Source organism: Enterobacter sp. JBIWA008 (assembly GCF_019968765.1).
Lineage (GTDB): Bacteria > Pseudomonadota > Gammaproteobacteria > Enterobacterales > Enterobacteriaceae > Enterobacter.
Genome location: NZ_CP074149.1, coordinates 1,331,752 through 1,353,311 on the forward strand (window position 1 = coordinate 1,331,752; position 21,560 = coordinate 1,353,311).

A 21,560-nucleotide genomic window follows, 5' to 3' on the forward strand; every position below is an offset into this window, starting at 1 on the left:
TGTGTAAGAGTAGCGAGTTTAACGCTGTTTTTGATGAGGGGACAAATATGTATGTTGCGGTAGGGCAGTTTGCCGTCGCGCCTGACTGGCGTGAAAATGCGCTCACGTGCGTCGAACTGATGATGCAGGCCAGGCAGAAAAGCGCGTCGCTGCTGGTTCTCCCCGAGGCGCTGCTGGCCAGGGATGATAATGACCCGGATTTATCCGTGAAGTCCGCGCAGCCGCTGGATGGAGAATTCTTACAGCAATTGCTTGCCCAAAGCGCAGGCAATACGATGACGACGATCTTAACGATCCATGTTCCCTCCACGCCGGGTCGCGCAGTGAATACGCTTTTGGCGATTCGTGGCGGGGCCATTGTTGCACGCTACGCCAAGCTTCATCTCTATGATGCGTTCAGTATCCAGGAGTCGCGACTCGTTGACCCCGGAGACAATATCCCACCGCTGCTGGAGATTGCCGGATTTAAGATCGGGCTTATGACCTGCTACGATCTGCGTTTTCCCGAGCTGGCGCTTCATCTGGCGCTACAGGGTGCGGACATGCTGGTACTTCCTGCCGCCTGGGTCAAAGGGCCGTTAAAAGAGCACCACTGGGCAACGCTGCTTGCGGCGCGCGCGCTGGATACAACCTGCTATGTCGTTGCCGCAGGGGAATGCGGCACGAAAAACATCGGGCAAAGCAGGGTAGTTGATCCGCTGGGGGTGACGATCGCCGCCGCCGCTGAAGCCCCGCATTTGCTGGTGGCGGATATAAACTCAGAAAGAATCGCGCTTGCGCGTCAGCAATTACCCGTTCTTCGCAATCGTCGGTTTGCGCCACCGCAATTATTGTGATGTTTTTTTCAACAACGCTTGATTCACCTTGTTACAGATTGCTATTGTGTGCACGCGCTAAATGACCGTTAATACAATCAGGTTTTGGCGCTGAATGCAGCCTGTTTTAAGTAAAGAAGGTATCTATGGGTGAGATTAGTATTACCAAACTGCTGGTGGTTGCCGCACTGGTCGTCCTGCTGTTTGGTACCAAGAAGTTACGCACGCTGGGTGGTGACCTGGGGGCTGCCATCAAAGGGTTTAAGAAAGCGATGAACGATGATGATGCAGCGGCGAAGAAAAGCGCCGAGGATGCCGTCCCGGCAGACAAGCTTTCTCACAAAGAGTGACAGCAACGCCTGAGGGCTTGCGAAAAAAAACCGGCTCATGAGGCCGGTTTTTTTGTATTACTGTAAATGAATATTACAGCATTATTTAACTTCTTCGCCTTTAGCCTGCATATCGGCATGGTATGAGGAGCGAACGAATGGGCCGCAGGCAGCGTGGGTGAAGCCCATCGCCATCGCTTCGGCTTTCATTTCATCGAACTCGTCCGGGCTCACGTAGCGCTGTACAGGCAGGTGGTGACGGCTTGGCTGCAGATACTGACCCAGGGTCAACATGGTCACACCGTGGCGGCGAAGATCGCGCATCACTTCGATGATTTCGTCATTGGTTTCACCCAGACCTACCATCAGACCAGACTTGGTCGGTATATGTGGATGCGCTTCTTTGAAACGCTCCAGCAGTTTAAGAGACCAATTATAGTCTGCGCCCGGTCGGACCTGACGGTAGAGACGCGGCACGTTCTCCAGATTGTGGTTGAACACATCTGGCGGCGTCGCGGTCAGGATATCCAGCGCGCGGTCCATACGGCCACGGAAATCAGGCACCAGCGTCTCGATTTTGATGTTAGGACTTTTCTCGCGGATAGCCGTAATACAGTCAGCGAAGTGCTGCGCTCCGCCGTCACGCAGATCGTCACGATCGACGGAGGTGATCACCACATAACGCAGCGCCATGTCAGCGATGGTCTGCGCCAGCTTCTGGGGTTCGTTAGCATCAGGTGCGACTGGACGGCCATGAGCAACATCGCAGAACGGGCAGCGGCGGGTGCAGATAGCACCCAGAATCATAAACGTCGCAGTACCGTGATTGAAACATTCAGCAAGGTTCGGACAAGAGGCTTCTTCACAGACTGAGTGAAGGCCATTCTTGCGCATCGCAGCTTTGATCCCCTGGATACGCGAAGAGTCGGCCGGAAGTTTGATTTTCATCCATTCCGGTTTTCTTAACAGCGCCTCGCGCTCTGTAGCCACGTTTTTAACCGGGATAAGGGCCATTTTATCGGCATCGCGGTATTTAACACCGCGTTCCATCACAATGGGTTTACTCATAGCGTGCGTGTTCCAGTTGCGAATATCGAAGGAAAGCGTTTCAATTCAAGGGAATGTTGTATTTATCAACTATTTTTGAACGAACGACAGGCAGTATATCATTGAAACGGTCGTTAAAGCAGCCTGCCAGATCGCCAATTTGTAAAATAGTTGTTGTTTTGTGCCTTTTGCCCTGCCAGTTGCAGGGGCTTGTGCGGGTTAAACCCGTCAGAAGGCCTGACGGATAATGCGGATGACGTTTTCCAGGACCGGATCGCGCAAACTCAGCTTATTGTAGTGCAGTGAAATTTCAATAGATTCCGCATTAAGCTGACTGAGGGGAATGCTTTCCAGCGGCCAGCATTTTCTTAGCAGCCTGTACAGGCGTGATTGCATAACGCACAGCATGTCACTACTACCAATCAGGGATGCGGTGGTAAACATATTGTAACTGCTGAAGCTGATCTGGCGTTCCGGGAAAATTTCATCAATACGCTGACGAAGTGCATGGTTAGACTGCCCTTCGGTCATGAAAGACGAGTGGTCGTAGTTGCGCAGGTTTTCAATGGTCAACGGCTCGCTAAGAGCGGGATGCTGCTGGCGGCAAACCAGTACCAGGTTATCCGCATAAAGCACATTTTGCCCCAGCGCTCTGGCACTGAAGCTGCCGCTTTCAATAATCAGGTCTGTCTGAAACTGGGCAAGCTGAATGTCAGGTTCATTGAGAGGCACATTGCGAAGCAGTAGCTGCGGAGCATGCTCCTTCACGGCCTGAAAGATAGCGGGCATAACCAGCACACCCACAGAAGGGGAACAGCCGATGGTGATGGTTCTCTGCTTATCATAGCTCCCGGTTAAATCCAGTGCGCCCAGGATCGACTCCAGCCCTTGGCTGATATACTCATGGAGATGCGTGGCGTAGGCCGTCGGCGTTACCCCCTGGCCCTTACGTATAAATAAAGGGTCAGGAAATATAGCGCGTAGCTTTTGGATTGACTGGCTTATTGCTGATGGCGTGAGATTAAGAATTTTCGCAGCGTTAACGATACCCTTATGGACATATACTGCCTCAAAAATAGTCAGTAAATTGAGATCAATATTACGTAAAGTCCGAAAAATTTGCGGCTTGTCTTCACCACCGGGTTCATTGAGTCGTTTGGCTGGTAAATTATTATACTCCACGCTTTCACTCCGTATACATTCACAATATGAATGATAGTTGAATTTATTTATTATGCTTGTAGAGATTCGTAAAGTGTTGGTTTTGTTTCGCTTGTTTATCAAAAACAAACACTTGTGTGATAATTGCTCACGTTACTTATGCCGTATTTGCCGTGCTCGCTGGAGGCTAAATAATATGTAGCGGTTATATTCGGGCGCTTCGAAAATATAGAATCTGTGGATTATTGTAAAGCGCAAAAGCGGTAAATGAACAGTGGCCCATCAAATTATCGAGCCATTTTGTATGATATATTAAGCAGGGATATATTCGTGCGGGGGATTGTTAAGTAGTGCTAACATATTCTTTAAAAGCACGGGACGAATATGTTCTGGCGTAGCGGTTTCTACCCACTGACGCATTTGCGTCATTTCCATGCCGGCGTAGCCGCAGGGGTTTATGCGCTGGAAAGGCGCGAGATCCATATTAATATTCAATGCCAGGCCATGGAATGAGCAGCCTTTACGAATACGCAGCCCCAGAGAGCAGATCTTCATTTCCCCAACGTAGACGCCCGGCGCATCGGCGCGTGGATGCGCGTCAATACCATATTCCGCCAGCGTGTTGACGACAGTTTGTTCCAGTAAGGTAACCAGTTCACGTACGCCAAGCTTTCTGCGCTTCAGATTGAGCAGGACGTACATCACCTGCTGTCCGGGCCCATGATAAGTGACCTGACCGCCTCGATCGCTCTGAATAACCGGGATATCTCCCGTCATTAGCAAATGCTCTGCTTTACCTGCCTGACCCTGCGTAAATACCGGCAGGTGTTCGACCAGCCAGATTTCATCTGGGGTGGTGTCATCGCGTGAATCGGTGAAGTCATGCATAGCCTGGGAGACAGGCTCATAAGGTTGCAGGCCGAGGTGACGGACCAGAATTTTATCCTGATACAAAACTGCGTCTCCGAAGACGAGGGACAAAAGGTGTAGGGGAGTATATCACAGCGAGGAGAGGGGTTACCCGGCAAACCGGGTAACCGCAAAGGGACTACAGCACCATACGAACAATTTCGATATTGCCGAGCTCTTCGTACAGCGTTTCAACCTGCTCAATATGTGTGGCAGTGATGGTGATAGAAACCGAGTGGTAGTTGCCCTTGCTGCTTGGTTTTACTGATGGAGAGTAGTCACCGGGCGCATGGCGCTGTACCACTTCAACCACCTGATCAACCAGCTCAGGTTTCGCCAGACCCATTACTTTGTAGGTAAATGAGGTAGGGAATTCAAGCAGTTCGTTAAGTTTGGTTTTCATGTCAGCTCCGGCGTAACGTCAAAAAATAATAACTCCCACGTCAGGTGGGAGTTATCAGGATACTTAGTATATGGGGATCAAAATCACACTTTCAAGTGTTCAATTTTTAACCGAACCAGTGGTGGAACATCAATTTAATGTAATCAATGATTTTGCCGAAGAAATTGCCTTCAGGAATTTCTTGCAGGACAACCAGCGGACGCTGATCGATCGTTTTTCCATCCAGCTGGAAGTTGATTGTGCCTACAACCTGGTTTTTCTGCAGTGGGGCATGCAGCTCGGTGCTGTTCAATACGTAGCTGGCTTTCAGATCCTTCATACGACCGCGTGGAATGGTCAGGTAGAGGTCTTTATCAACGCCGAGTGAAGCACGGTCGTTGTCGCCGAACCAGACGGGTTCAGACGCAAACTCTTTGCCTGCTTTCAGTGGGTTCACGGTTTCGAAGAAACGGAAGCCCCAGGTCAGCAGTTTCTTGCTTTCTGTTTCACGACCTTTAAAGGTACGGCCGCCCATCACGGCTGAGATCAGACGCATCTGACCTTCAGTGGCAGAGGCCACCAGGTTGTAGCCAGCTTTGTCGGTGTGGCCAGTTTTGATGCCGTCAACATTCAGGCTGTTATCCCACAGCAGGCCGTTACGGTTGGTCTGACGAATACCGTTGAAGGTGAACTCTTTCTCTTTATAGATAGAGTATTCGTTAGGTACATCGCGGATCAGCGCCTGACCAATCAGGGCCATATCACGTGCGGAACTGTACTGACCGTCTGCGTCCAGTCCGTGTACGGTCTGGAAATGGCTGTTTTTCAGACCCAGCGCGGTAACGTAGCTGTTCATCAGACCCACGAAGGCATCCTGGCTACCGGCGGCGAAGTCGGCCATTGCCACGCAGGCATCGTTACCCGACTGCAGGTTGATACCACGAATCAGCTGGGAAACAGGAACCTGCATACCCGGCTTCAGGAACATCAGAGAGGAACCTTTGAAGACAGGGTTCCCGGTTGCCCACGCATCGTTACCGATGGTGACCAGATCCGATTCTTTGAATTTACCTGCCTTCATCGCCTGGCCGATAACGTAGCTGGTCATCATTTTGGTCAGGCTGGCCGGGTCACGGCGGGCATCGGCATTCTGTTCTGCCAGCACTTTGCCAGAGTTGTAATCGATCAGGATGTAGGATTCCGCGTCGATTTGCGGAACGCCAGGGATCATGGTCTTGATATTCAGGTCATCGGCGTGAGCTGCAGGGAGCGCAGCAGCGCAAAGGGCCGTGGTCAGCGCCATGCGCTGCACAAAACGAGCAGAAAAAGTGGTCTTCATGGTCAGAACTACGACATCCGTGATGGAATTAAAAAAAGTGCCTTACTATAGCAAATGCTATTCAGGCAGGCATCCGACTTTAAGCATGAGTTTGTGAATGTGTTTTACACAAACTGACAATTCGGATACCGCCGGTTAATTATTTCGCAACAGCGATAAATGACTGAAGCTGAGCTTCATTTTGCAGACGCTGCTGCAGGGACGCGGCCTGCGATTTGCTGGTAAACGGCCCCATCTGAATGCGCCAGACCGCGCCGTTCTGCTCAACGCGTCCAGGAACACCAAACTGCTGGCTCAGACGCTGCTGATACTGTTTGGCCCGGGCCTGATCGCTCACTGCGCCTACCTGAACCACATAGCTGCCGCTGGCCGCTGTTGGAGCCGCCACCGCCGCACTTTGCGTGGTCGCTGGCGCCGTTACGGGAGCCGGCTGGGTCGCTGGCGCAGAAACGGGAGCGGGGGCTGGCGTCGGTTCACTGCCTTCCAGCACGCCGGAGGCTAAGGTCGTCGGTGCGCCAAGAAAGCCGCTACTCTTTACCGGCGCGCCGGTAGAATCCTCACTTTGCAGCGTGTCATTGCTGATCGGGCGTATTTCTCCCCCCGGTTGAGCGGGCTCGGCCGGAGAAGAGACGCTGCCCATTCCGCCGTCAAGATTTGGGCGGTCAGGAAGGGCATAGGTCTGTTTTGCCACCGTCGTACAGGCGGTACCCGGGCCGGACAGCGAACCATCCTGCGCGACAATAATCGGGTCAATACGGACTTTGGTGTTGTTCGAGGTGTTCAGGCGATCGGCGGATGCGCGGGAAAGAGAGATCACCCGATCATTACCGTATGGACCACGATCGTTAATTTTTACGACGATCATTCGCCCATTCGCCAGGTTCGTTATACGTGCATAGCTCGGAATTGGCAGCGTCGGGTGGGCTGCCGTCAGCTGCATGGGGTCGAACGCTTCCCCGGAAGCCGTCAGGTTACTGCCTGGCTCGGCATCATAAATGGCGGCAAAGCCTGCCTGACTGAAACGGGAAGGGTCCTGAACAATTTTATAGCTTTTGCCGTCGCGCTCGTAATCCTGATTGGCACTGGCATTCAGCGGTTCATAAACGGGATCGGCACCGCTGATTTCAACAATAGGGCCATTACACACCGCAGGCTGCGGTGGCGCGACGGTTGCCTGTTGCTGACCATCATCACTTGTGCAGGCCGCAAGTAAACTTGCCGCAATGCAGATCCCCAGCCACTGCTTACGCATTCCGATCCCCTTATTTTTATACGCTTTTTGACAACATTTTTCTGTGGGTATGAATCGACATCACGATACCAAACCCGGCCATCAACACGATCAGTGCGGAGCCTCCGTAACTCACTAGCGGCAGCGGTACGCCTACCACCGGCAGAATACCACTCACCATACCAATATTTACGAAGACATAAACGAATAAAATCAGCATCAACCCGCCGGCCATGACGCGACCAAAAGTGGTTTGTGCGCGTGCTGCAATCCACAATCCCCGCATGATCAGCAGTACGTACAGCGCCAGCAATATTAAGATGCCAACCAGCCCCAGCTCTTCCGCCAGTACGGCAAAGATAAAGTCGGTGTGGCGTTCAGGTAAAAACTCCAGCTGCGACTGCGTGCCGTGCAGCCAGCCTTTACCGCGTAGTCCGCCGGAGCCAATCGCAATCTTGGACTGAATAATATGATAGCCCGCGCCCAGCGGATCGGTTTCCGGATCGAGCAGCATCATGACGCGCTGGCGCTGGTAATCATGCATCAGGAAGAACCAGAGGATAGGAATGAACGCCGCAATCAGCACCACCGCGATACCAATCAGGCGCCAGCTCAGTCCCGACAGGAAAAGAACAAACAGGCCGGAGAGGGCGATAAGAATTGAGGTGCCAAGGTCAGGCTGCGCCGCAACCAGCAGCGTCGGCAGGAAAATCAGCACCAGCGCAATGGCGGTATTTTTCAGAGACGGCGGACAGACGTCGCGGTTGATAAAGCGTGCCACCATCAATGGAACGGCGATTTTAGCAATTTCCGAAGGCTGGAAGCGGACAACGCCCAGATCCAGCCAGCGCTGCGCCCCTTTTGAAATGGCGCCAAACGCATCTACCGCAACCAGCAAAATAATACAGAATATGTAGAGGTAGGGCGCCCAGCCTTCGTAGACGCGCGGCGGGATCTGCGCCATCACCACCATAATGATCAGACCCATGGCGATCTGGCCGATTTTGCGCTCCATCATGCCGATGTCCTGGCCGCTGGCGCTCCAGATAACCAGGGCGCTGTAAACCAGCAGAGCCAACAGGATCAGCAGCATAGCTGGGTCGATGTGGATTTTGTCCCACAGCGATTTTTTATTTGGATTATCCGTCATGATTATTGGTCCTCCGCCGCAGCGGCGGCCGGGTTTTCAGCCGGCAGTTCGGTGTTGTTATCACCCAGCATAATGTGGTCAAGGATCTGGCGCATGATGGTCCCTACTGCTGGCCCGGCACCGCCGTTCTCCAGAATCATCGCCACCGCGACCTGTGGGTTATCATAAGGGGCAAACGCCGTCATCAGCTTATGGTCACGCAGACGTTCAGCAATGCGGTGCGCGTTATAGGTTTCGTTGGCTTTCAGACCAAACACCTGCGCGGTACCGGATTTCGCGGCCACTTTGTACGGCGTACCGGCGAAGTACTTATGCGCGGTCCCATTCGGGCGGTTTGCCACGCCGTACATACCATCTTTCGCAATTTCCCAGAATCCGGAATGGATGTCACCCACCGGCGCCTCGAGCGGCTGGTTCCACGGCACTTTTTTGCCGTCTTCAACCGTGCTCTGTAGCAGATGAGGCACTTTCACCACGCCATCATTGATGAGGATCATCATGGCTTTGTTCATCTGAATCGGCGTCGCCGTCCAGTAGCCCTGGCCGATACCCACCGGAATGGTGTCACCCTGATACCACGGTTTTTTAAAGCGCTTCAGCTTCCATTCACGCGTTGGCATATTACCTGAACGTTCTTCTGCAAGGTCCACGCCGGTGTAATGCCCGTAGCCGAATTTGCTCATCCACTCAGACAGGCGGTCGATCCCCATGTCATACGCCACCTGATAGAAGAAGGTATCGGCAGATTCCTCCAGCGATTTGGTGACGTTCAGATGGCCGTGTCCCCATTTTTTCCAGTCACGATAGCGTTTTTCTGAGCCCGGAAGCTGCCACCAGCCCGGGTCAAACAGACTGGTATTACGGTTGATGACGCCGGCACTCAGGGCAGAGACCGCCACGTATGGTTTAACCGTTGATGCCGGCGGGTAAACCCCTTGCGTTGCGCGGTTCACCAGCGGCGTGTTCGGGTCATTCAGCAGACCTGAATAGTCCTTGCTGGAAATGCCGTCAACAAAGAGGTTCGGATCATAGCTAGGCATGGAGACCATCGCCAGGATACCGCCGGTACGAGGATCGGTGACCACAACGGCTGCACGGCTGCCCGCCAGCAGGGTTTCAATATACTGCTGAAGTTTGAGGTCGAGTGTCAGATAGACGTCATGCCCCGCCTGAGGCGGCACTTCTTTCAGCTGGCGGATCACGCGGCCACGGTTGTTAACTTCAACCTCTTCATAGCCGGTTTGTCCGTGCAGAACGTCTTCGTAGTAACGTTCGATCCCCAGCTTACCGATATCGTGCGTAGCAGCGTAGTTGGCCAGCTTGCCGTCTTTATCAAGGCGGTCAACGTCTTTGTCGTTAATCTTGGAAACGTAGCCAATCACATGCGTCAGCGCGGAGCCGTAGGGATAGTAGCGACGCTTATACCCCTTCACTTCCACGCCGGGGAAGCGGTACTGATTCACCGCAAAGCGGGCCACCTGGACTTCCGTAAGATTGGTTTTAACCGGAATAGAGGTGAAGCGGTGAGAGCGGGCACGCTCTTTTTTGAAGGCGGCGATATCGTCATCGTTAAGGTCGACAACGCTTTTCAGCGCTTCCAGCGTATCCTGAACATTATCGACTTTTTCCGGCATCATCTCGATTTGATAGATGGTGCGGTTTAATGCCAGCGGGGTTCCGTTACGATCGTAAATAATGCCGCGGCTGGGGGCGATTGGCACCAGCTTAATACGGTTTTCGTTTGAACGCGTCTGGTAGTCGGTAAAGCGGACAATTTGCAGATTATAAAGGTTGGCGATCAGTACGCCGGTAAGCAGCAAAATCCCGGTAAAGGCGACCAGCGCCCGGCGCACAAACAGCGCGGACTCAGCCGTATAGTCGCGAAAAGAATTCTGTAGTTTCATCCGCTGCTTAATCTACCCTGGTCAGTCATTACTCGCGGTGATAGGGGTGGTTGGTAGTAATGCTCCACGCGCGATACAGGCTTTCTGCCACCAGTACCCGAACAAGCGGGTGGGGAAGCGTCAGCGCGGAGAGGGACCAACTTTGTTCTGCTGCCGCTTTGCAGGCAGGGGACAACCCTTCAGGTCCGCCAATCAGCAGACTAACGTCACGGCCATCCTGCTTCCAGCGCTCCAGTTCGTGCGCCAGCTGCGGCGTATCCCAGGGTTTACCCGGAATATCGAGGGTGACGATGCGGTTCTTGCCAGCGGCAGCCAGCATCAGTTCGCCCTCTTTATCGAGAATACGTTTGATATCCGCGTTCTTACCGCGCTTCCCGGCAGGGATCTCCACCAGTTCGAACGGCATGTCTTTTGGAAAACGACGCAGATATTCAGTAAAACCGGTTTGTACCCAGTCCGGCATTTTGGTGCCGACAGCGACCAGCTGCAACTTCACGCATTAACCCCAGAGTTTTTCCAGCTCATACAGGCGACGGCTCTCTTCCTGCATGACGTGGACAATCACATCGCCGAGGTCGACCACCACCCAGTCAGCCGTCGCTTCACCTTCAACACCCAGCGGCAACAGCCCTGCTGCACGCGATTCCTGAACCACGTGATCGGCAATCGAAACAACATGACGCGTCGATGTACCGGTGCAGATGATCATGCAGTCGGTAATACTGGATTTACCCTTAACGTCGATAGCGATGATGTCCTGACCTTTCAGGTCATCAATTTTGTCAATAACAAAATCCTGGAGTGCTTTACCCTGCAAGTTTTCCCCCTGGGGTGAATGAGATTGTAAAACTTTGAATTCGTAGCCAGACAGTATACCTGAACTCATGCCTCTGTCGGGACAAATGTCTCCGGCCGGGCTTTTGAAGGCGGGTATCATCCCACCCTCCGCCTGAGATTGCATCGCCATTTTTGTAAAACAATTTCTGTAAAGCAATGATCGGCGGGAAAGTCTGGCAGCGGAGAATAACAGTATGGCTTACCCTGTCAAGGCAGGATAAACAATAAGCCGCTTTTTATGCCCTCCGGCTATTCATCTGCGCTTTTCTGATACAAACCGTGCGTATGGATATAGGCCAGCACCGGGGTCGGCAGCAGATCGTCACAGGCTAAACCCTGCTGTAAACGCTCACGAATGAGGGTCGCAGAGATATCGAACCACGGCGTTTCCGCCAGATAGATCTTCCCGGCAGGCTGATTGTGAAGATCTTCAACATTATCGGTGAGATGGTCTTCAAGCCACTGCTGATATTGCGCTTCGCGCATGGTCAGCGGGTAGCCAGGACGGCGGCAGACGAGCAGATGGCTGTTCTCCAGAATGGTTTCATACTGATGCCACGTGGGGAAGTTGAGCAGGGAGTCCTGACCGATGATAAAGGCGAGCGGCTGTTCAGGCCCTTGCTCGGCCCGCCACTCCTGCAGCGTTTGCGACGTCCACGAGGGGGTGTCGCGACGCAATTCCCGTTCATCCAGCCTGAAGAGCGGCTTATCCGCGATAGCCAGAGCGAGCATCTCTTTGCGCTGCTCGCTGGTTGCTTCAGGCTGGGGGCGGTGCGGCGGAACATTATTGGGCATGATGGTGACGCGCTGAAGGCCGATCAGATTCGCCAGAATTTCAACCGGCTTCAGATGTCCGTAATGCACCGGGTCGAAGGTGCCGCCATATAAGGCCTGTAAAGAATACATGCTATCCATCAATAAAAACGTCTGCCAGCGCCTTGTGGCAGAGCAATAGAGAAAGGCTTTCCAGCTCCGCCCAGACCGACTGGCCGTAATCTTGTTTTAACGTGAGCTCTGCGCGCATCAGAAGCTGTACAGCCTGACGAAGCTGTTCATGACTCAGGCGGTTGACGGCCTCGGTGGTCAAAGCCCGGCGATTTTGCCACACGCGATGTTTATCAAATAGCGAACGCAGCGGCGTATGGGCAGACTGACGCTTGAGCGTAATCAGCAGCAGTAATTCGCGCTGCAGCGTACGCAGCAGAATAACGGGTTCGCTCCCTTCGAGACGCAGCTGTTGCAGAATATGCAGGGCGCGTTTGCTTTTCGCCGACAGTAGCGCATCCACCCAGTGGAACGGCGTGAAGTGCGCGGCGTCGTTAACGGCCTGCTCGACGCGCGGCAAGGTTAGTTTGCCGTCTGGCCAGAGCAGGGAGAGCCTGTCCAGCGCCTGCGCCAGGGCCAGCAGGTTACCTTCATAGCAGTAGCAGAGCAGCTGGTTCGCCGCATCATCCAGCTGAAGGTTGTTCTGCTTCGCTCTCGCTGCCACCCATTTGGGCAGATGCGCTTGCTCAGGCGTCTGACAGGTGATCTGTACCGCGTGGGCTGCGAGCTGGGTGAACCACGCCGCATTTTCCTGCGCTTTGGTAAGCTTGTTGCCGCGCACGATCAGCAGTAGATCGCTATGAAGCAGGCGGACGAGCGTGCCCAGCTGTTCATTGATAGCCGCGTTAGGGCCATTCTCCGGCAGCAGAATCTGAATAGTCTGGCGCGAGGCAAAAAGGCTCATCGCCTGACAGAGTGAGAAGAGGGCATTCCAGTCGGTGTTGTTATCCAGCTGGACAGTATGATGTTCATCGAAGCCCTCAGAGGCGGCCGCATACCGCACGGCATCCAGGCTTTCCTGAAGTAATAATGGATCGTTTCCAAGAAGCAGATACGCCGCGCGCAGCCCTTCTTTGAGCTGCGCGCGGAGTTGTTCAGGATACAGCCTGATCATCATTTACCCAGAGAGTTAGCAGCAGGAAGCGTGCCGGCAACCGGTTTTTCAACGATGTCAGATCCTTGTTTAGTCGACGCTGCAATACTTGGCAGTTTGCGGATCAGCTGTTCCGCCGCCTTGTCGTACATTTCGTTGATGATAATCTGCTGCTCGGCATCTTTTGCCAGCGCCGTCTGCGGGTTATCGAAGAACGAACGGTACACTTTAGCGCTGATTGGGTAGATGTCTTTACCCGGGATCAGGACTGCCGCGTTGACCGTCAGCACCATCTGATACTCTGCGGTACGGCCATCCTGGAAGATAGAGGCTGTATCTTTCGACAGGCCTCCTCCAATGATACGCAGAGACGGTACATCCTGGCGCAGCGTTTGTTTCTCAACAAGCTCAACGCCGTTCAGACGCAGTTGATTACGAACTGCCCGGCTGAGTGGACCATTCGGATCTGATGAGTCGAAAATCATCGTTTTCATCTGAGCAGGCACTGCCGTGGTATTACGCAGGTGCCAGCCACAGCCAGCGGTGACAAGCACCGCCAGTGATAAGAGTATTGTTGCCAGTTGTCGCACGTTTCCTCCCGCGCTTAGCCAACGACCAGATTAAGCAGTTTACCCGGTACGTAGATCACTTTACGTACGGTAACGCCCTCAAGATATTTTGCGACCAGAGGTTCCTGGCCCGCACGTTCGCGAACCTGTTCTTCGGTTGCATCGACCGCCACGGTAATTTTACCGCGTACTTTGCCGTTTACCTGGACTACAACCAGCGTGGTGTTTTCCACCATCGCGGCTTCGTCAGCCTGCGGCCACGGCGCGTTGTCGATATCGCCTTCGCCTTTCAGCTCCTGCCACAGGGTGAAGCTAACGTGTGGAGTGAACGGGTTCAGCATGCGAACGACGGCCAGCAGCGCTTCGCGCATTAAGGCACGATCCTGCTCACCGTCCTGCGGGGCTTTCGCCAGCTTGTTCATCAGTTCCATAATAGCCGCAATTGCGGTATTGAAGGTCTGACGACGACCAATATCATCGGTCACTTTCGCAATCGTTTTATGAACATCACGACGCAGCGCCTGCTGATCTTCAGTCAGTACGGCGGCGTTAAGCGCCGGGGCATCACCCAGAGCGGTGTGTTCGTAGACCAGTTTCCAGACGCGTTTCAGGAAGCGGTTCGCGCCTTCCACGCCAGATTCCTGCCATTCCAGGGTCATGTCCGCCGGAGAGGCAAACATCATGAACAGACGCACGGTATCCGCGCCATAACGCTCAACCATCACCTGCGGGTCGATACCGTTGTTTTTCGACTTAGACATCTTGCTCATGCCGGTGTAGACCAGTTCATGACCTTCGGCGTCTTTCGCCTTAACGATGCGGCCCTTCTCGTCGCGCTCGACGATCGCATCAACCGGAGAAACCCAGTTACGCTCGCCGTTGGCACCGACGTAATAGAACGCATCTGCCAGTACCATGCCCTGACACAGCAGCTGTTTTGCTGGTTCGTCAGAGTTCACCATGCCTGCATCGCGCATCAGTTTGTGGAAGAAGCGGAAGTAGAGCAGGTGCATGATGGCGTGTTCGATGCCGCCGATGTAGATATCTACCGGCAGCCAGTAGTTTGCCGCATCGGAATCGAGCATTCCGTCCTGATACTGCGGACAGGTGTAGCGCGCATAGTACCAGGATGACTCCATAAAGGTGTCAAAGGTGTCGGTTTCACGCAGCGCAGGCTGACCGTTGACGGTGGTTTTTGCCCACTCCGGATCGGCTTTGATCGGGCTGGTGATACCGTCCATGACCACGTCTTCTGGCAGGATCACCGGGAGCTGATCTTCCGGCGTTGGCATCACGGTGCCATCTTCCAGCGTCACCATTGGGATTGGCGCACCCCAGTAACGCTGGCGGGACACGCCCCAGTCGCGCAGGCGGAAGTTAACTTTGCGCTCGCCCACGCCAAGGGAGGCCAGCTTGTCGGCGATGGCGTTGAAGCCCTCTTCGAAGCTCAGACCGCTGAACTCGCCGGAGTTGAACAAGGTACCTTTTTCGGTCAGCGCTTGTTCGGACAGGTCTGGTTCAGATCCGTCAGCCGCCAGGATAACAGGCTTGATGGTCAGGCCATATTTGGTGGCAAACTCGTAGTCGCGCTGGTCGTGACCCGGAACAGCCATCACAGCACCTGTGCCGTATTCCATCAGCACGAAGTTGGCGGCCCAGACAGGGATCGCTTCGCCAGTCAGTGGGTGAATGGCTTTAAAGCCCGTATCAACACCTTTTTTCTCCATCGTCGCCATGTCGGCTTCGGCCACTTTGGTGTTGCGGCATTCGTCGATGAAGGTCGCCAGTTCCGGGTTGCTCTCTGCCGCTTTCTGCGCCAGCGGGTGACCTGCGGCCACGGCCAGGTAGGTCGCGCCCATGAAGGTGTCCGGACGGGTGGTGTAGACAGTCAGGGTCTGATCATAGTTCTCAACGTTGAAGGTAATCTCCACGCCTTCAGAACGGCCGATCCAGTTGCGCTGCATGGTTTTAACGGTGTCTGGCCAGTGGTCCAGATTGTCCAGATCGTTCAGCAGCTCATCAGCGTAAGCGGTGATTTTGATAAACCATTGCGGGATCTCTTTACGCTCAACTTTGGTGTCGCAGCGCCAGCAGCAGCCGTCGATAACCTGTTCGTTAGCGAGAACGGTCTGGTCATTCGGGCACCAGTTCACGGCAGAGGTCTTCTTATACACCAGGCCTTTTTTGTACAGCTCGGTGAAGAACTTCTGTTCCCAGCGGTAGTATTCCGGGGTGCAGGTTGCCAGCTCGCGGCTCCAGTCATAGCCAAAGCCCAGCATTTTGAGCTGGTTTTTCATGTACGCGATGTTGTCGTACGTCCACGGTGCCGGCGCGGTGTTGTTTTTGACCGCTGCGCCTTCCGCAGGCAGACCGAACGCATCCCAGCCGATAGGCTGCAGAACGTTTTTGCCCAGCATGCGCTGGTAGCGTGCAATCACATCGCCGATGGTGTAGTTACGCACATGGCCCATGTGTAGTCGACCAGAAGGATAGGGAAGCATCGACAGGCAGTAATACTTCTCTTTGCTCTCGTCTTCGGTTACTTCAAAGGTGCGCTTCTCGTCCCAGTGTTGCTGGACTTTTGATTCTATCTCTTCCGGGCGGTATTGCTCTTGCATGGCAGCCAGTGGTCCTGTTTTCAATACAGCTACAAATGTAGCCAATGGATGTGGTAATTCAGATCCGCATAGCATAGCCCAAACGTCCGCGTCAAAACAGCCTTTCGCACAAATGCGCTTTGCAGGAATTTACCGGGTCTGTGCTTCACCTGACAAAGCGGCGGTGAAATAAGGTCTATTATTAGAAATAGTTACTTACCCGGGAGGCAAAATGATGAACAAGGTTGCTCAATTTTATCGCGAACTGGTGGCGACACTGACGGAACGACTGCGTAACGGCGAGCGAGATATCGACGCGCTGGTGGAGCAAGCGCGTGCCCGCGTGACGCAAACGGGTGAGTTAACGCGAACCGAAGTGGAAGAGGTGACGCGCGCCGTGCGTCGCGATCTGGAAGAGTTCGCGCGCAGCTATCAGGAGAGTCAGGAAGAGGTGACCGACAGCGTCTTTATGAGGGTCATTAAGGAGAGCCTGTGGCAGGAGCTGGCTGACATTACTGATAAAACGCAGCTGGAGTGGCGCGAGGTCTTTCAGGATTTGAACCATCACGGTGTGTATCACAGCGGTGAGGTGGTCGGGTTGGGAAATCTGGTGTGTGAGAATTGCCACCACCATATTGCGGTGTATACGCCGGATGTCCTGCCGCTGTGTCCGAAATGCGGCCACGATCAGTTCCAGCGTCGGCCGTTTGAGCCATAAATAAAAGCAAAACGGCAACCATGTTGCCGTTTTTAGTGTCTGCATCCTCTTCCCGTGAGAGAGGGGATCAGGCCGCACTATAGTAAGCAAGTCTCTCTGCCAGCAAATCCACAAACGCCTCGCGATCGATGTCCACCATCACCGTGGTATTCGGTTTATTCCCCGTCAGCGAGTAGTAATCCACCACCGTCATTCCCTGGGTGTATTTTCCCTGCGTCTCGACGCCAACCCATCTGTCCACCGTGGTGAACATTTCCGGCTTCAGTAGCCAGGCAATGGTGCACGGGTCATGCAGCGGCGCGCCGTGGAAGCCCCACTTCTCGGTTTTGTGATACTCCATAAAGAAATCGAGCAGTTCTGCTACGGTTGTCGCAACCGGGTTGCCCACGGAGCGAAATCGCTCAATATCGTCCGCCATAATCTGCGCGCGATGGGTAACGTCCAGTCCTGCCATCACAATCGGTAAGCCGGACTGGAAGACAATTTCCGCCGCTTCCGGGTCGACAAAGATGTTGAACTCCGCCGCAGGCGTCCAGTTCCCCAGCCCCATTGCCCCGCCCATAATCACAATACGGGCAATTTTATTATGCAGCTCAGGATGGCTGTTCAGCAGCAGCGCGACGTTAGTTTGCGGTCCCGTTGCTACCAGCGTGACGGGTTCCGCGCTCTCGCGCAGCACCTTCGCCATCAGATCCACGGCGGTACAGTTTTGCGGCGTGAAGCCCGGCTCAGGCAGTGCCGGGCCGTCCAGCCCGCTTTCACCATGCACGTTATCCGCGATAATTAATTCACGCATCAGGGGTTTGAGGGCTCCACCGGCGACAGGAATATCGGTGCGTTTGAGCAGCGTTAGCATGCGCAAAACGTTACGCAGGGTTTTGTCAGGCGTCTGGTTTCCGGCGGACGAGGTGACGGCTTTTACGTCGAGTTCAGGGGAAGCAAGCGCGAGGACGAGCGCGATTGCGTCATCATGACCCGGATCGCAATCGAGAATAATAGGCTGTGTCATAGCGTTCTCCATACGTAGCGTTATTTTGTGACAAGGTTAACGCTGCAATGTGACGCCGACGAGAGAAAGTGAGTGAAAGCGTGAAGCGGTGCGCAATCCGCAGATTGCGCACCGAGAAGATTAGTGCAGAATTTTCGCAAGGAAATCTTTCGCACGCTCGGATTTCGGGTTAGCGAAGAACTCTTCTTTCGGTGAGTCTTCGACAATTTTCCCTTCGTCCATGAAAATCACGCGGTTGGCCACTTTACGGGCGAAGCCCATTTCATGGGTCACCACCATCATGGTCATCCCTTCATGCGCCAGCTCGACCATCACGTCCAGCACTTCGTTGATCATCTCTGGATCGAGCGCCGACGTTGGCTCATCAAACAGCATTGCCACCGGATCCATACACAGCGCACGGGCGATCGCCACACGCTGCTGTTGGCCGCCAGAAAGCTGTGCCGGGAACTTATCGGCATGCGCCGAGAGCCCAACGCGTTCCAGGAGTTTCAGACCTTTCTCGCGCGACGCTTTTTTATCACGCTTAAGTACTTTTACCTGAGCCAGCGTCAGGTTCTCAATAATGGAGAGGTGAGGGAACAGCTCAAAATGCTGGAACACCATGCCAACGTGCGAGCGAAGCTGAGCAAGGTTGGTTTTCTTGTCGTTGACTTTGGTGCCATTGACAACGATTTCACCCTGTTGCACCGGCTCCAGTCCGTTGACGGTTTTGATCAGCGTCGATTTACCGGAGCCGGACGGCCCGCACACCACCACCACGTCGCCTTTTTTGACTTCAGTGGAGCAGTCGGTCAGCACCTGAAAGTGCCCATACCATTTAGAAACATTTTTCAGGGAAATCATTATACCGTCCTTTTCTTCAGCCAGCTGACCAACAGCGACGCGCTTAAACTAATCACAAAATAGACCGCACCCGCAAAGAGCACCATCTCGACCTGCGTACCATCACGTTCACCTATGGTTGACGCGGTGCGGAAGAAGTCTGCCAGACTCAGCACATAGACCAGCGAGGTATCCTGGAACAGTACGATACCCTGGGTCAGCAGGAGCGGAACCATGGCGCGAAACGCCTGCGGCAGAATAATGAGCTGCATGGACTGCCAGTGCGTCATTCCCAGCGCCAGCGCGGCGCTGGATTGCCCGCGGGAGATACTCTGAATGCCCGCGCGGATAATCTCAGAATAGTAAGCGGCCTCGAACATTGAGAACGCCACCATGGCGGAGATCAGACGGATATCGGTTTTCGGCGACAGCCCCAGCACGTTCTGCAGGAAGCCGGGCACAATCAGGTAAAACCACAGCAGCACCATCACCAGCGGGATGGAGCGGAACACGTTAACGTAGGCGGTCGCAAACCAGGCGAACGGTTTAAAGCTCGACAGGCGCATGACGGCCAGCAGGGTGCCCCAGACGATACCAATGATGATGGCAATAACGGTGATTTTTAAGGTAATCACCAGGCCATCAAGCAGGTAAGGCATGGATGGAACGATAGAACTCCAGTCAAATTCGTACATTATTTGCCCCCCAGATTACCCGGCAGGCGGATTTTGCGTTCAACCAGGTTCATCACCAGCATGATGAAAGCGTTAATCAGAACATATGCGAGCGTGATCGCGGTGAAGGATTCCCACGCGTGAGCGGAGTAATCCAGCAGCTTGCCCGCCTGCGCGGCCATATCCACCAGGCCGATAGTCGAGGCGATGGCCGAGTTTTTCACCAGGTTCATCATCTCGGAGGTCATCGGTGGAACGATAACGCGGTAGGCGTTAGGCAGCAGCACGTAGCGGTAGGTTTGGGGTAGCGTCAGACCCATTGCCAGGCCCGCATTTTTTTGTCCGCGCGGCAATGACTGAATGGCGGCACGCACCTGCTCGCAAACGCGCGCAGCGGTAAACAGCCCCAGACACATCATGGAGGAGACAAAGAACTGCACGTTCGGATCCAGTTCCGACTTGAACCACATGCCAATATTTTCCGGCAGCAGTTCCGGGATGACCAGATACCAGGTAAAGAATTGCACGATCAGCGGAACGTTACGGAACAGTTCCACATAAAGGGTGCCGAGTGTTGAAAGAAAACGGTTAGGAACGGTGCGCAGAATACCGAACAAAGAACCGACAAGAAACGCGATAATCCACGCCGTTATCGATAATGCCACGGTAACCTGAAAGCCGCTCCACAGCCAGCCAAGATAGGTGGTGTTGCCGAACGGGGCTTGTTGCAGAAATATGCCCCAGTTCCAGTCTATTGACATAATAAACTCCAGAAAAAAAAGGGTAGCAGCGCTACCCTCGAAGATTGGTGAGAAGCTCATTTTTAGCGCTGAGTGGGGAACGACCACTCAACGTGTAGTCTGTCCATGCTTCCCGACAATCGAGAGGGCAGGAGATCCCGCCCCTGTAGTTCTAATTAGTTAAGAGCCTTGTCATTTGGAGATTTGAACAGCGCTTTCATGTCGTCAGACAGTTCAAAATTCATGTTCAGGTTTTTTGGTGGAATCGGGTTCTTGAACCACTTGTCGAACCATTTTTCCGCTTCGCCGGAGGTCTGTACCTGAGCGATGGTGTCATCGATCAGCTTTTTGAACTGTGGATCGTCTTTACGCAGCATACAGCCATAGGCTTCTTTCGACTGCGCGGTACCGACGATATCCCAGTTGTCTGGTTTTTTCGCTTTCGCACGCTCGCCCGCCAGCAGGGCGTCATCCATCATAAACGCGACGGCACGACCGCTTTCCAGGGTACGGAAGGAGTCGCCATGGTCTTTCGCGCTGATGATGCGCATATCCATTTTCTTCTCGTCATTCAGCTTGTGCAGCAGCACTTCTGAAGTGGTACCGGAGGTCACAACAACCGCTTTGCCTTTCAGGTCAGCGAAGTCTTTGATCTCACCGCCTTTCTTCGTCAACAGACGGGTGCCCACGACAAAGATGGTGTCCGAGAAGGCAGCCTGTTTTTGACGCTCGAGGTTGTTGGTGGTGGAGCCACACTCGAAGTCGAAGGTGCCGTTTTGCAGCAGTGGAATACGGTTTTGTGAAGTGATAGGGATCAGCTTCACCTGCAGGTCAGGTTTGTTCAGCTTTTTCTTCACGGCTTCAACGATAGCGTTGGAGTAATCCTGTGAATAGCCCACGACTTTTTGCGTGTTGTCGTAGTAAGAGAACGGGACAGAAGATTCACGGTGGCCGACCACGATGACGCCGTTTTTGGCAATCTTGTCGAGAGTGCTGCCTGCTGCAGGCGCATCTTCAGCGTGAACCACGCCAGCAGACATTCCCATAACCAGCATTGCTGTGGCCAGTTTACGTAATTGCATACCCAACTCCTTTTTTATCAGCGCCAGCGACGCATTGATACCCATTGTGATGTTGTTATATCTCGCGCAATGCGAGTGCAGTGTTATGCAAGCTTGTTAACATTTAGTCTGGCTTAATGTAAAGATTTTGCTGCGTTATTGTTTATTTTTGCGAAGCGCGCCGCACCATTCAGAGGCAAATATCTCCCGTTGCACCGTTTCGGTGCTGCCGGCGATCTACGCTGGTGCGACTAAGTTGCACATGAAGCCAAACTGCGTTTACCTGAATAAACAAAGCAATAGGCGTGCCAGAATTGAAATTTTGAGGGAACTGCCGGGTGGCGG

At 53.8% G+C, this 21,560-nt stretch carries 22 protein-coding genes; 3 read left to right on the top strand and 19 right to left on the bottom strand.

Annotated elements, in window-relative coordinates; translation table 11 throughout:
- The first annotated feature begins 47 nt into the window (after positions 1 to 47).
- Together KGP24_RS06485 and tatE are read left to right on the top strand one after the other, a co-directional pair.
- Positions 48 to 836 carry a deaminated glutathione amidase gene (locus tag KGP24_RS06485; RefSeq protein ID WP_223562757.1) on the top strand — a complete coding sequence of 263 codons (789 nt, stop codon included), beginning with the start codon at positions 48 to 50 and terminating at the stop codon, positions 834 to 836.
- A 125-nt stretch (positions 837 to 961) separates the two neighbouring features.
- On the top strand, positions 962 to 1,165 hold the full coding sequence (tatE, locus tag KGP24_RS06490; RefSeq protein ID WP_045402135.1) for a twin-arginine translocase subunit TatE: 204 nt from the start codon (positions 962 to 964) through the stop codon (positions 1,163 to 1,165).
- Positions 1,166 to 1,246: 81 nt separating this feature from the next.
- Here tatE and lipA read toward each other — a convergent pair whose 3' ends face one another.
- The 14 genes from lipA to leuS all read right to left on the bottom strand — a co-directional run bounded on the left by lipA (position 1,247) and on the right by leuS (position 16,209).
- Complete coding sequence (gene lipA / locus KGP24_RS06495) at positions 1,247 to 2,212, bottom strand: lipoyl synthase (RefSeq protein WP_013097595.1); 966 nt, start codon at positions 2,210 to 2,212, stop codon at positions 1,247 to 1,249.
- A gap of 207 nt (positions 2,213 to 2,419) precedes the next feature.
- Positions 2,420 to 3,373 (bottom strand): YbeF family transcriptional regulator, encoded by a 954-nt coding sequence (locus tag KGP24_RS06500; RefSeq protein WP_223562758.1) that lies wholly within the window; start codon positions 3,371 to 3,373, stop codon positions 2,420 to 2,422.
- 291 nt (positions 3,374 to 3,664) lie between these two features.
- The gene (gene lipB / locus KGP24_RS06505) at positions 3,665 to 4,306 is read right to left on the bottom strand and encodes a lipoyl(octanoyl) transferase LipB (protein WP_223562759.1); all 642 of its coding nucleotides are present in this window, start codon (positions 4,304 to 4,306) and stop codon (positions 3,665 to 3,667) included.
- Positions 4,307 to 4,400: 94 nt separating this feature from the next.
- Positions 4,401 to 4,664: a DUF493 family protein YbeD gene (gene ybeD / locus KGP24_RS06510; RefSeq protein WP_006177135.1), complete on the bottom strand. Its 264-nt coding sequence runs from the start codon at positions 4,662 to 4,664 to the stop codon at positions 4,401 to 4,403.
- A 106-nt stretch (positions 4,665 to 4,770) separates the two neighbouring features.
- Positions 4,771 to 5,982, bottom strand: coding sequence for a D-alanyl-D-alanine carboxypeptidase DacA (gene dacA / locus KGP24_RS06515; protein WP_223562760.1), 1,212 nt, complete (start codon positions 5,980 to 5,982; stop codon positions 4,771 to 4,773).
- Positions 5,983 to 6,121: 139 nt separating this feature from the next.
- Complete coding sequence (gene rlpA / locus KGP24_RS06520) at positions 6,122 to 7,234, bottom strand: endolytic peptidoglycan transglycosylase RlpA (protein ID WP_223562761.1); 1,113 nt, start codon at positions 7,232 to 7,234, stop codon at positions 6,122 to 6,124.
- A 16-nt stretch (positions 7,235 to 7,250) separates the two neighbouring features.
- Positions 7,251 to 8,363, bottom strand: coding sequence for a peptidoglycan glycosyltransferase MrdB (mrdB, locus tag KGP24_RS06525; protein ID WP_023310746.1), 1,113 nt, complete (start codon positions 8,361 to 8,363; stop codon positions 7,251 to 7,253).
- A gap of 2 nt (positions 8,364 to 8,365) precedes the next feature.
- Complete coding sequence (mrdA, locus tag KGP24_RS06530) at positions 8,366 to 10,267, bottom strand: peptidoglycan DD-transpeptidase MrdA (protein WP_223562762.1); 1,902 nt, start codon at positions 10,265 to 10,267, stop codon at positions 8,366 to 8,368.
- Between the two features lie 28 nt (positions 10,268 to 10,295).
- Positions 10,296 to 10,763, bottom strand: a complete 468-nt coding sequence (gene rlmH, locus KGP24_RS06535) for a 23S rRNA (pseudouridine(1915)-N(3))-methyltransferase RlmH (RefSeq protein WP_003858701.1) — start codon at positions 10,761 to 10,763, stop codon at positions 10,296 to 10,298.
- 3 nt (positions 10,764 to 10,766) lie between these two features.
- On the bottom strand, positions 10,767 to 11,084 hold the full coding sequence (gene rsfS, locus KGP24_RS06540) for a ribosome silencing factor (RefSeq protein ID WP_003858696.1): 318 nt from the start codon (positions 11,082 to 11,084) through the stop codon (positions 10,767 to 10,769).
- A 269-nt stretch (positions 11,085 to 11,353) separates the two neighbouring features.
- Positions 11,354 to 12,019: a nicotinate-nucleotide adenylyltransferase gene (nadD, locus tag KGP24_RS06545; RefSeq protein ID WP_223562763.1), complete on the bottom strand. Its 666-nt coding sequence runs from the start codon at positions 12,017 to 12,019 to the stop codon at positions 11,354 to 11,356.
- Positions 12,012 to 13,043, bottom strand: coding sequence for a DNA polymerase III subunit delta (holA, locus tag KGP24_RS06550; RefSeq protein WP_223563458.1), 1,032 nt, complete (start codon positions 13,041 to 13,043; stop codon positions 12,012 to 12,014). The genes nadD and holA overlap by 8 nt, the downstream gene beginning before the upstream one ends.
- Entirely contained in the window at positions 13,043 to 13,612 is a 570-nt protein-coding gene (gene lptE, locus KGP24_RS06555; protein ID WP_223562764.1) for an LPS assembly lipoprotein LptE, read from the bottom strand. Before lptE ends, holA begins: the two co-directional genes overlap by 1 nt.
- Positions 13,613 to 13,626: 14 nt before the next feature.
- Positions 13,627 to 16,209, bottom strand: a complete 2,583-nt coding sequence (gene leuS, locus KGP24_RS06560; RefSeq protein WP_223562765.1) for a leucine--tRNA ligase — start codon at positions 16,207 to 16,209, stop codon at positions 13,627 to 13,629.
- A gap of 214 nt (positions 16,210 to 16,423) precedes the next feature.
- Here leuS and KGP24_RS06565 point away from each other — a divergent pair, with 214 nt between their 5' ends.
- Positions 16,424 to 16,906 (top strand): zinc ribbon-containing protein, encoded by a 483-nt coding sequence (locus KGP24_RS06565; RefSeq protein WP_032661386.1) that lies wholly within the window; start codon positions 16,424 to 16,426, stop codon positions 16,904 to 16,906.
- Positions 16,907 to 16,973: 67 nt separating this feature from the next.
- Here the strand turns inward: KGP24_RS06565 and rihA are convergent, their stop codons facing one another.
- The 5 genes from rihA to KGP24_RS06590 form a co-directional block, all read right to left on the bottom strand.
- Complete coding sequence (rihA, locus tag KGP24_RS06570; RefSeq protein WP_223562766.1) at positions 16,974 to 17,915, bottom strand: pyrimidine-specific ribonucleoside hydrolase RihA; 942 nt, start codon at positions 17,913 to 17,915, stop codon at positions 16,974 to 16,976.
- A 120-nt stretch (positions 17,916 to 18,035) separates the two neighbouring features.
- Positions 18,036 to 18,761, bottom strand: coding sequence for an amino acid ABC transporter ATP-binding protein (locus KGP24_RS06575; protein WP_014883001.1), 726 nt, complete (start codon positions 18,759 to 18,761; stop codon positions 18,036 to 18,038).
- Complete coding sequence (gltK, locus tag KGP24_RS06580; protein WP_023334900.1) at positions 18,761 to 19,435, bottom strand: glutamate/aspartate ABC transporter permease GltK; 675 nt, start codon at positions 19,433 to 19,435, stop codon at positions 18,761 to 18,763. Before gltK ends, KGP24_RS06575 begins: the two co-directional genes overlap by 1 nt.
- Entirely contained in the window at positions 19,435 to 20,175 is a 741-nt protein-coding gene (locus KGP24_RS06585; protein ID WP_023310756.1) for an amino acid ABC transporter permease, read from the bottom strand. The genes gltK and KGP24_RS06585 overlap by 1 nt, the downstream gene beginning before the upstream one ends.
- Positions 20,176 to 20,330: 155 nt before the next feature.
- The gene (locus KGP24_RS06590) at positions 20,331 to 21,236 is read right to left on the bottom strand and encodes an amino acid ABC transporter substrate-binding protein (RefSeq protein WP_008501049.1); all 906 of its coding nucleotides are present in this window, start codon (positions 21,234 to 21,236) and stop codon (positions 20,331 to 20,333) included.
- Between the last annotated feature and the right edge of the window lie 324 nt (positions 21,237 to 21,560).

Bases quoted from the DNA above. Each gene is read 5' to 3' on its own strand.
- dacA (WP_223562760.1), bottom strand. From the start codon at position 5,982: ATGAAGACCACTTTTTCTGCTCGTTTTGTGCAGCGCATGGCGCTGACC.
- ybeD (WP_006177135.1), bottom strand. From the start codon at position 4,664: ATGAAAACCAAACTTAACGAACTGCTTGAATTCCCTACCTCATTTACC.
- mrdB (WP_023310746.1), bottom strand. From the start codon at position 8,363: ATGACGGATAATCCAAATAAAAAATCGCTGTGGGACAAAATCCACATC.
- KGP24_RS06565 (WP_032661386.1), top strand. From the start codon at position 16,424: ATGAACAAGGTTGCTCAATTTTATCGCGAACTGGTGGCGACACTGACG.
- KGP24_RS06575 (WP_014883001.1), bottom strand. From the start codon at position 18,761: ATGATTTCCCTGAAAAATGTTTCTAAATGGTATGGGCACTTTCAGGTG.
- mrdA (WP_223562762.1), bottom strand. From the start codon at position 10,267: ATGAAACTACAGAATTCTTTTCGCGACTATACGGCTGAGTCCGCGCTG.
- KGP24_RS06585 (WP_023310756.1), bottom strand. From the start codon at position 20,175: ATGTCAATAGACTGGAACTGGGGCATATTTCTGCAACAAGCCCCGTTC.
- KGP24_RS06590 (WP_008501049.1), bottom strand. From the start codon at position 21,236: ATGCAATTACGTAAACTGGCCACAGCAATGCTGGTTATGGGAATGTCT.
- KGP24_RS06485 (WP_223562757.1), top strand. From the start codon at position 48: ATGTATGTTGCGGTAGGGCAGTTTGCCGTCGCGCCTGACTGGCGTGAA.
- holA (WP_223563458.1), bottom strand. From the start codon at position 13,043: ATGATCAGGCTGTATCCTGAACAACTCCGCGCGCAGCTCAAAGAAGGG.
- tatE (WP_045402135.1), top strand. From the start codon at position 962: ATGGGTGAGATTAGTATTACCAAACTGCTGGTGGTTGCCGCACTGGTC.
- lipA (WP_013097595.1), bottom strand. From the start codon at position 2,212: ATGAGTAAACCCATTGTGATGGAACGCGGTGTTAAATACCGCGATGCC.
- rlpA (WP_223562761.1), bottom strand. From the start codon at position 7,234: ATGCGTAAGCAGTGGCTGGGGATCTGCATTGCGGCAAGTTTACTTGCG.
- nadD (WP_223562763.1), bottom strand. From the start codon at position 12,019: ATGGATAGCATGTATTCTTTACAGGCCTTATATGGCGGCACCTTCGAC.
- gltK (WP_023334900.1), bottom strand. From the start codon at position 19,435: ATGTACGAATTTGACTGGAGTTCTATCGTTCCATCCATGCCTTACCTG.
- leuS (WP_223562765.1), bottom strand. From the start codon at position 16,209: ATGCAAGAGCAATACCGCCCGGAAGAGATAGAATCAAAAGTCCAGCAA.
- rihA (WP_223562766.1), bottom strand. From the start codon at position 17,915: ATGACACAGCCTATTATTCTCGATTGCGATCCGGGTCATGATGACGCA.